Origin of the sequence: Verrucosispora sp. SN26_14.1, from assembly GCF_004307965.1 — a bacterium.
Lineage (GTDB): Bacteria > Actinomycetota > Actinomycetes > Mycobacteriales > Micromonosporaceae > Micromonospora.
This window is the reverse complement of sequence record NZ_SISL01000245.1, coordinates 1-8,889: the sequence shown is the minus strand read 5'-3', so window position 1 is coordinate 8,889 and position 8,889 is coordinate 1. Positions and strand designations below refer to the sequence as shown.

Below are 8,889 nucleotides of genomic sequence, written 5' to 3'. Positions count from 1 at the left end.
TCGGCAGCGTCAGATTTGTATAAGATACATCCCGACGGCTGCTCGACCGGCGCGGGTTGGCGGTGGCCGACCTCGACGTGATCGAGCTGAACGAGGCGTTCGCCGCGCAGGCCGTCGCGGTGCTGCGTGAGCTGGGCCTGCCCGAGGACGCCGAGCACGTCAACCCGAACGGCGGCGCCATCGCGCTGGGGCACCCGCTGGGTGCCAGCGGCGCCCGACTGGCGCTCACCGCCGCGCTGGAGCTACGCCGCCGGGGCGGTCGACGGGCCCTGGCCACCATGTGCGTCGGCGTCGGGCAGGGCATCTCGCTGTTGCTGGAAGCGGCCTGACCGGCCGCGACACGGTGCGAACGGGAAAGGTGTTCGTGGATCTCCCTCGGCGTGACCGACCGGCCTAGAGTGGTCTGCATCACGACGAGCTGAGGTGCCAGTGCAGACCCCCGACGGACTCCCCTCCGAGATCGACCTCTCGCGGCCCAGCGCGGCCCGGGTGTACGACTACTTCCTGGGCGGCGCCCACAACTTCGAGATCGACCGCAGGCTGGCCGAGCAGATCGCCGCCACCACACCCCACCTGCCGGCGACCATGCGGGCCGGGCGGGAGTTCCTGCGTCGGGCCGTACGCGTGCTGCTCGACGCCGGCGTCGACCAGTTCCTCGACATCGGCTCCGGCATCCCCACCGTCGGCAACGTGCACGAGGTGGCCCAGGCCGCGAACCCGAAGGCCCGCGTGGTCTACGTCGACATCGACCCGGTGGCGGTGGCGCACAGCCGGGAACTGCTGACCGGCGACGAGCTGACCGGCGTGCTCCACGGCGACCTGCGCGACCCGGAGCGGCTCCTGGCCGACGCCCGGGCGTTGCGGCTGCTCGACTTCGACCGCCCGCTCGGCGTGCTGCTCGCCGGGGTGGTGCACTTCGTGCCGGACACCGACCGTCCCGCCGACGTCCTGGCCACCCTGCGGTCCGCCACCGTCCCCGGCAGCCACCTGGTCCTCTCGCACTCCACCTTCGAGGACCAGCCACCGGAGATGTTGGACGCGCAACGGCTGTCCGCGCGGACCGCCACCGAGATCACGCTGCGCTCGCGCGCCGAGATCACCGGCTTCTTCGGTGACTGGACGCTGCTGCCGCCGGGAGTGGTGCACATGGAGCTGTGGCGTCCCGACGCGCCGTCCGAGGTGGCCGCGAACCCGCAACGGTTCGGCGCCTTCGGCGGCGTCGCCCGGAACGACCGGTCCGCCGGCTGACTGATGTCCGCCGTCGGCGACTCCGGCGGGAACGCCGTGGACCAGACCGGTGCCCAGCGGTACGCGGCCGACTGGGCCCGTGCCGTACGCGGGTTCGGGTTCGTGCCGTTGAGCCCGACCGAGACCGAGCGGCTGCTGCTCGGGCACACCGTGCGGCTGGCCCGTGCGCTGCTCTCCGGCGAGCCGGTGACCCCGGCCGCCGAGGATGTCGGGCGCGCCCTGGTGGCGGCCCATCTGATCGCGCCGGGGGTGATCGGGTGGGCGGTGCGTACCCTCGCCGCCCGGTTCCCCACCGAGGTGCTGGACGTCCGGGCGGACCGGCCCGATCTCGCCGACCGGGTCTCGGCGGCGCAGGCGGGCCTGGCCGCCGGCTTCGCCGGTGCGCTGCGTGACCGCACCTTCGCCCAGCAGGAGGGGATCGCGCGCTCGGCGTGGCAGGCCCGGGACGACGTGGAGCGGGCGCTGCGCGACAGCGAGGCTCGGTTCCGGGCGGTCTTCAGCGGGGCGGCCATCGGCATCGGCATCGCCGGGATCGACGGCACGATCATCGACGTCAACCAGAGCTTCGCCGAGATGCTCGGCTACGACATCGAGGAACTGCGGCAGACGAACGTCGCGTCGCTGTTCCACGCCGACGACGCCGCCGGGATGTGGGAGCTGTACCAGGAGCTGATCGAGGGCAAACACGAGGCGGCCCGGGTCGAGAAGCGCTACCACCGTAAGGACGGCACCGCCGTCTGGACGGACCTGGCGGTCTCGCTGATCCGGCACGACGACGGCCGGCCCCGGTTCACCGTCGCCGTGGTCGAGGACATCACCGAGCGGTACGAACTCCAGCAACGGCTACGGTTCCAGGCGCTGCACGACCCGCTCACCGGCCTGCCCAACCGGACGCTGTTCTTCGAGTCGCTCGGTCGGCTGGTGAACCGGACGCACCCGTCCGGCCGGGTCGGCGTCTGCTTCCTGGACCTCGACGGGTTCAAGGCGATCAACGACAGTCTGGGCCACGACCTCGGTGACCGGCTGCTCGTGCTGATCGCCCGGCGGCTGGCCGACTGCGTGGCCGACCGCGGCTACCTGGTCGCTCGGATGGGCGGCGACGAGTTCGTCATCCTGGTCGACGGCATCGCCCGGATCGAGGACGTGACCGCGGTGGCCGAGACGGTGCTGGCCGCCGTCTCCGCCCCGGTGCACATCGGTGACCAGCAGCTCGCGGTCTCGGCGAGCATCGGCATCGTCGACTCGGACCTGGCCGGCACCAGCGCCACCGAGCTGATGAAGGCCGCCGACACCACGCTGTACTGGGCCAAGGGGGAGGGCCGGGGCCGGTGGGCGGTGTACGACCCGGAGCGCAGTGCCCGGGACATCGCCCGGTCGGCGCTCGCCGCCGAACTGCCCACGGCGCTGGACCGGGGCGAGTTCGTGGTGCACTACCAGCCGATCGTGTCCCTGCTGGACGGCCGGATGCTGGCCGTCGAGGCGCTGGTCCGCTGGCAGCATCCGGAGCTGGGTCTGGTCGGGCCGGACCGGTTCATCGGACTGGCCGAGGAGACCGGCCTGATCGTCCGGCTCGGCGAGTGGGTGCTGCGGCAGTCCTGCCGGGACGCCCAGCGCTGGCACGCCGAGTTCCCGCAGGCCCGGCTGGTGGTCAGCGTCAACCTGGCCGCCCGCCAGGCCGACGCCCCGGCGATCGTGGACACCGTGGCCGACGCCCTGGCCGAGAGTGGGCTCCCCGCCGCACTGCTGCAACTGGAACTGACCGAGAGCGCCGTGATGGGTTCCGCGGGCGAGCCGCTGCGGACGCTGTACCGGCTCGCCGCGCTCGGCGTCCGGCTGGCGGTGGACGACTTCGGCACCGGGTACTCGAACCTGGCGTACCTGCGCCGGTTGCCGATCACCTGCCTGAAGCTGGCCGGGCCGTTCGTGGAGGGCCTGCGGGGCGACGATCCCTCCGTCGCCGACCACCGTGACGTACGGATCGTGGACGCGTTGGTCCGCTTGGCCCACGCGTTGGAACTCTGGGTGACCGCCGAGGCGGTGGAGACCGAGGCGCAGGCCGAGCGGCTGCGGTCGCTACGCTGCGACTCCGCGCAGGGCCGGCTGTTCGACCCACCCGGCCCGGCGGAGAAGATCGTCGCCCGGCTGCGTGGCACACCGTCTGATGGGGAGTCGACGTGGAGCTGACGGACACCAACGGGGTGGTGGCGGTGGTCGCCGCCCTGGCCATCCTCGCCGGGCTGGCCGGGGTGGTGGTGCCCGGCCTGCCGGCGCTGCCGCTCTGCTGGGGCGGCGTGCTGGTGTGGACGCTGTTCGGCGGGGCCGGTGCCGGCCGGTGGCTGGTGCTCGCCGCCGCCACCCTGGTCGCGCTCGGCGGCACCGTGGTCAAGTACGCCTGGCCGGGCCGCAACCTCAAGCGGGCCGGGGTGCCCACCACCTCGCTGCTCGCCGGCGCCGTACTCGGGCTGATCGGCTTCTTCGTGATCCCGGTCGTCGGCCTGGTGATCGGTTTCGTCGGCGGCATCTTCGCGATGGAACGGCTGCGGTTGGGCGACACCCGGCTGGCCTGGCCGGCGACGAAGCAGGCGGTCGGCGCGGCCGGCCTGTCGATGCTGATCGAGTTCCTCTCCGGCCTGGTGATCGGCATGCTCTGGGTGACCGGCCTGGTGATGACCTGATCCGTGTGTGGCCCGTGGCGGGTGGTCGCCGGGCGGCGCGGGACGGAGCCAGGGCAGGGCACCGCGCCCTGCCCGAGAGAGAGGTGACGTCGCCCGCGCCGCCGCGGCTGTCGGGCCGTTCCGAGGGCCCGTGGTCGGCCCGTCGCGATCGGGCCTGGTCACAGGCTCAAGGATGCGTCAGGTACGGCCCGACCGGCAACGCGATTAGTCGGCCGGCGGACGACGGGCCGGGTACGCCCCCGTGGTGCGCCGGACGCCGGACCGGTTTGCCGGGGACGCGGAACGGGGTACGAGCGGAGCGTCCCGTTGACGGTGATCAGCTCGGCGGGTAGACCTTGGTGATGGAGGCTCGCGGATGAGGAATGCGCCGCTCACGCTGGAGCAACTGCGGGTCGCCGTCGCCGAGGGCGAGATCGACACGGTGGTCCTGGCCCTGGTCGACATGCAGGGTCGGCTACAGGGCAAACGGTTCCACGCGCCGTTCTTCCTCGACCAGGTCGTCGGGCACGGCAGCGAGGGCTGCGACTACCTGCTCGCGGTGGACGTCGACATGAACACCGTCGACGGATACGAGATGTCGAGCTGGTCGCGCGGCTACGGTGACCTGGCGATGACGCCGGACTTCGACACGCTGCGCCGGGTGCCGTGGCAGCCCGGGACCGCCCTGCTCCTGGCCGACCTGCACTGGCCCGGGGAGACCGGTCCGGTGACCGTCTCGCCCCGGCAGATCCTGCGCCGGCAACTCGACCGGCTGGCCGCGCACGGACTGACCGCGTACGCGGGCACGGAGCTGGAGTTCGTGCTGTTCCGTGACTCGTACGAGCAGGCATGGCAGCGCGGCTACCGCGAGCTGACCCCGGCCAACCAGTACAACGTGGACTACTCGCTGCTCGGCACCGCCCGGGTGGAGCCGCTGCTGCGGCGTATCCGCAACGAGATGGCCGGCGCGGGACTCACCCCGGAGAGCGCCAAGGGCGAGTGCAACCTCGGCCAGCACGAGATCGCCTTCCGCTACGACGAGGCGGTGCGCTGCGCCGACCACCACGTGATCTACAAGAACGGGGCCAAGGAGATCGCCGCCCAGGAGGGCATGTCGATCACCTTCATGGCGAAGCCGAACGCCCGGGAGGGCAACTCCTGCCACATCCACTTCTCCCTGCGGGACGCCTCCGGCGGGTCGGCCATGCTGGGCGACGGACCGGGTCACCTGAGCGTCACCGGGCAGCGGGTGCTGGCCGGGCTGCTCGCCACGATGCGGGAGTTCAGCCTCCTCTTCGCGCCGAACATCAACTCCTACAAGCGCTACCAGCCGGGTTCCTTCGCCCCGACGGCGTTGCGCTGGGGCACCGACAACCGCACCTGCGCGCTACGGGTGGTGGGCCACGGTCAGGGGATGCGGGTGGAGAACCGGGTGCCGGGGGCGGACGTCAACCCGTACCTGGCGATCGCGGCACTGGTGGCGGGTGCGCTGCACGGCATCGAGCAGGAGCTGGAGTTGGGCGAGGAGTGCACCGGCAACGCGTACGACGACGCGGCGGCCGAACGCGTCCCCGGCACCCTCCGGGACGCCCTCACGCTCTGGGAGTCCTCCACGGTGGCCCGGACGGCCTTCGGTGACGACGTGGTCGCCCACTACACCAACATGGGCCGGGTCGAGCTGGCCGCCTTCGACGCGGCCGTCACCGACTGGGAACTCGCCCGTGGTTTCGAGCGCCTCTGACCGGGCCCGGGTCGTCGGTCTCGCCTGCGTCGATGTGCGCCGATCATGGAGCCGTGGCGCCCGACCTGTCCTCTTTCGCGACGTTCACGGAGTACCACAACTCCATGATCGCGGCGCAGAACACGGGCGGGGCAGGCAAGGTGGGCAGCGAGGGTGAGGGGAGTGTGGGTGGGCGTGGGTGAGGTGCGGAATCCGGCCAGCGGGGCGGTGCTGCGCGAGGTCGCGGGGGCGTCTGCGGACGAGGTCGACGCGGCGGTGGCGCGGGCGGCGGTGGCGTACGAGCGGTGGCGGTGGGTGGCGCCGGGGGAGCGGGCCCGGCTGTTGCGGCGGTTCGCGGCGGTGGTCGACGCGCACGTGGAGGAGCTGGCCCGGCTGGAGGTCGAGAACGCCGGGCACACCATCGGCAACGCCCGCTGGGAGGCGGGCAACGTACGGGACGTGCTGGACTACTACGCGGGGGCACCGGAGCGGCTGACCGGGCGGCAGATCCCGGTGGCGGGCGGGTTGGACGTCACGTTCCACGAGCCGCTCGGCGTGGTCGGGGTGATCGTGCCGTGGAACTTCCCGATGCCGATCGCCGCCTGGGGGCTGGCTCCCGCGCTCGCCGCCGGCAACACGGTGGTGCTGAAGCCCGCCGAGCTGACCCCGCTGACCGCGTTGCGCCTGGGCGAGCTGGCCCGGGAGGCGGGGCTGCCCGAGGACGTGTTCACGGTGCTGCCGGGGCGGGGCGACGTGGTGGGCGAGCGCTTCGTCGACCATCCGGCGGTCCGCAAGATCTGCTTCACCGGCTCCACCGAGGTCGGCACCCGGATCATGGCGGGCTGCGCCGCCCAGGTGAAGCGATTGACCCTGGAGCTGGGCGGCAAGTCGGCGAACCTGGTCTTCGCCGACGCCGACCTGGAGAAGGCGGCGGCGACCGCGCCGTCGGGAGTCTTCGACAACGCCGGCCAGGACTGTTGCGCCCGGTCCCGACTCCTGGTGCAGCGCGCGGTCTACGACCGCTTCCTGGAGCTGCTGGAGCCGGCGGTGCGGGCGTTCCGGGTACGCCACCCGGCCGACGAGGCCGCCGAGATGGGGCCGCTGATCTCCGCCGGGCACCGGGACCGGGTCGCCGGGTACGTCGACGGCGCGCGGGTCGCCTTCACCGGCTCCTGCCCGGACGGCCCCGGCTACTGGTACCCGCCGACGGTGCTGCTCGCCGACTCGCCGGCCGACCGGCACTGGCGCGAGGAGGTCTTCGGCCCGGTCGTCTCGGTGCTGCCCTTCGACGACGAGGCGGACGCGATCCGGCTCGCCAACGACACCGAGTACGGCCTCTCCGGCTCGGTCTGGACGCGGGACGTGGGCCGGGCGGTGCGCGTGGCGCGGGCGGTGGAGGCGGGCAACCTGAGCGTCAACTCGCACTCCTCGGTGCGGTACTCGACGCCGTTCGGCGGGATGAAACGCTCCGGTCTCGGTCGCGAGTTGGGTCCGGACGCCCTGCACGCGTTCACCGACGTCAAGAACGTCTTCATCAGCACGGAGGAGTGAGCGATGCAGCGGTTGCAGGACCGGGTGGCGGTGGTCACCGGCGCGGCCAGCGGGATCGGACTGGCCACCGTACGGCGGTTGGCCGCCGAGGGGGCGAGGGTGGTCTGCGTCGACGTCGACACCGAGGGGGGTGCCCGGGCCGCCGAGGAGGTCGACGGGACCTTCGTCGCCGTCGACGTGACCGACGAGGGTGCCGTCCGTGACCTCTTCGACGGGGTGGTCGAGCGGTACGGGCGGGTGGACGTCTCGTTCCACAACGCGGGCATCTCCCCGCCGGACGACGACTCCATCCTGGAGACCGGGCTGGACGCCTGGGAGCGGGTGCTGCGGGTGAACACCACGAGCGTCTACCTGTGCTGCAAGTACGTCATCCCGCACATGCGCCGGCAGGGCCGGGGCTCGATCATCAACACCGCCTCGTTCGTGGCGCTGATGGGTGCGGCGACGTCGCAGATCGCGTACACCGCGAGCAAGGGCGGGGTGTTGGCGCTGAGCCGGGAACTGGGCGTGCAGTTCGCCCGGGAGGGCATCCGGGTCAACGCCCTGTGCCCCGGTCCGGTGGCCACGCCGCTGCTGCGGGAGCTGTTCGCCGCCGATCCGGAGCGGGCCGCGCGCCGGCTGGTGCACGTGCCGATGGGGCGGTTCGGCGAACCGACCGAGATCGCCGCCGCGGTGGCCTTCCTGGCCAGTGACGACTCCTCGTTCATGACCGCCGCGCAGTTCGTGGTCGACGGCGGGATCACCGGCGCGTACGTCACGCCGCTGTGATGTACCCGACACTTCCGGTGAACGGTGGGGCGATTCGTATCGGTTGATCGACAAGTGTCGTGGGGTAATCAGCGTCGCGATCAGCTGATGCGTTACGTTCCTGGTTCGGCGGGGTAGAAGTCCGGTCACGGCAGCGATGATCAGGGCACGTCGCGCACAGGCCGGGGAGGCTGCATGAACTCGGCCCAGGGGGGCGTGGACGGAGGCGATCCGTCGGCGGCGCGTCGTGGGGTTCCACCGCTGCTCGCGGCGGCGTTCGCGGGCGGTGGCGAGATGGGCGCGCTGTTGCGTGACCGGGACTGGTCGACCAGCCCGCTCGGCGCACCGGAGCAGTGGCCCAGCGCGCTCGGCAACGCGGTCAGCACGATGCTCGCCTCGAAGGCGCAGATCGTCATCTTCTGGGGCGAGGACCAGCGCGCCTTCTACAACGACGCCTACCGCCCGACCATCGGGGACAAGCATCCCGCCGTCGTCGGGCAGCCGGCCCGCGAACACTGGGTCGAGACCTGGGACGTGCTCGGGCCGCTGCTCACCGATGTCCTGCGGACCGGTGAGGCGTACCAGGCGCGGGACCACCACTTCCTGCTCGACCGGTACGGCTTCATGGAGGACGTCTACTTCGACGTCTCGTACGACCCGATCCGGGACACCGACGGCTCGATCAGCGGCGTGCTCTGCGTCTGTAGTGAGACCACCGGTCGGCTGCTCAGCGAGCGGCGACTGCGTACGCTCGCCGAACTCGGCTCCGAGTTGGCCGACGTGGGCAGTAGCGCGGAACTCTGCCACGCGGCCGTGGACGTGCTCGACCGGCACCGGCAGGACGTACCGTTCGGGCTGCTCTACCTGTACGGCCCCGACGGTGGTCTGCGGCTGGCCGGGACGAGCGGCCCGATGACCGGGCCCGAGGAGCCCGCCGCCGGGCTGGCCGACCTGGCCGCCGCCGGGGGC

Annotated in this window: 6 protein-coding genes and 2 pseudogenes; all 8 read left to right on the top strand. The window is 72.3% G+C overall.

The window, feature by feature from the left end; all coding sequences use genetic code 11:
* Positions 1-29 precede the first annotated feature (29 nt).
* Positions 30-329 (top strand): annotated as a pseudogene (locus EYA84_RS20265) (3-oxoadipyl-CoA thiolase); the annotation flags it as partial.
* A 100-nt stretch (positions 330-429) separates the two neighbouring features.
* Positions 430-1,248, top strand: a complete 819-nt coding sequence (locus EYA84_RS20260; RefSeq protein ID WP_131054622.1) for an SAM-dependent methyltransferase — start codon at positions 430-432, stop codon at positions 1,246-1,248.
* A gap of 3 nt (positions 1,249-1,251) precedes the next feature.
* Entirely contained in the window at positions 1,252-3,432 is a 2,181-nt protein-coding gene (locus EYA84_RS20255) for a bifunctional diguanylate cyclase/phosphodiesterase (protein WP_131054621.1), read from the top strand.
* Positions 3,423-3,923: a DUF456 domain-containing protein gene (locus EYA84_RS20250; protein ID WP_131054620.1), complete on the top strand. Its 501-nt coding sequence runs from the start codon at positions 3,423-3,425 to the stop codon at positions 3,921-3,923. The genes EYA84_RS20255 and EYA84_RS20250 overlap by 10 nt, the downstream gene beginning before the upstream one ends.
* 355 nt (positions 3,924-4,278) lie before the next feature.
* On the top strand, positions 4,279-5,643 hold the full coding sequence (locus tag EYA84_RS20245) for a glutamine synthetase family protein (RefSeq protein WP_131054619.1): 1,365 nt from the start codon (positions 4,279-4,281) through the stop codon (positions 5,641-5,643).
* Positions 5,644-5,817: 174 nt separating this feature from the next.
* Positions 5,818-7,173, top strand: a complete 1,356-nt coding sequence (locus EYA84_RS20240) for an aldehyde dehydrogenase (RefSeq protein ID WP_236145863.1) — start codon at positions 5,818-5,820, stop codon at positions 7,171-7,173.
* 3 nt (positions 7,174-7,176) lie between these two features.
* The gene (locus EYA84_RS20235) at positions 7,177-7,941 is read left to right on the top strand and encodes a 3-oxoacyl-ACP reductase (protein WP_131054617.1); all 765 of its coding nucleotides are present in this window, start codon (positions 7,177-7,179) and stop codon (positions 7,939-7,941) included.
* Between the two features lie 174 nt (positions 7,942-8,115).
* A pseudogene (locus EYA84_RS20230) lies at positions 8,116-8,889 on the top strand (PAS domain-containing protein); the annotation flags it as partial.

Coding starts and splice junctions, on each gene's coding strand:
- EYA84_RS20255 (WP_131054621.1), top strand. CDS start 1,252: ATGTCCGCCGTCGGCGACTCCGGCGGGAACGCCGTGGACCAGACCGGT.
- EYA84_RS20245 (WP_131054619.1), top strand. CDS start 4,279: ATGAGGAATGCGCCGCTCACGCTGGAGCAACTGCGGGTCGCCGTCGCC.
- EYA84_RS20235 (WP_131054617.1), top strand. CDS start 7,177: ATGCAGCGGTTGCAGGACCGGGTGGCGGTGGTCACCGGCGCGGCCAGC.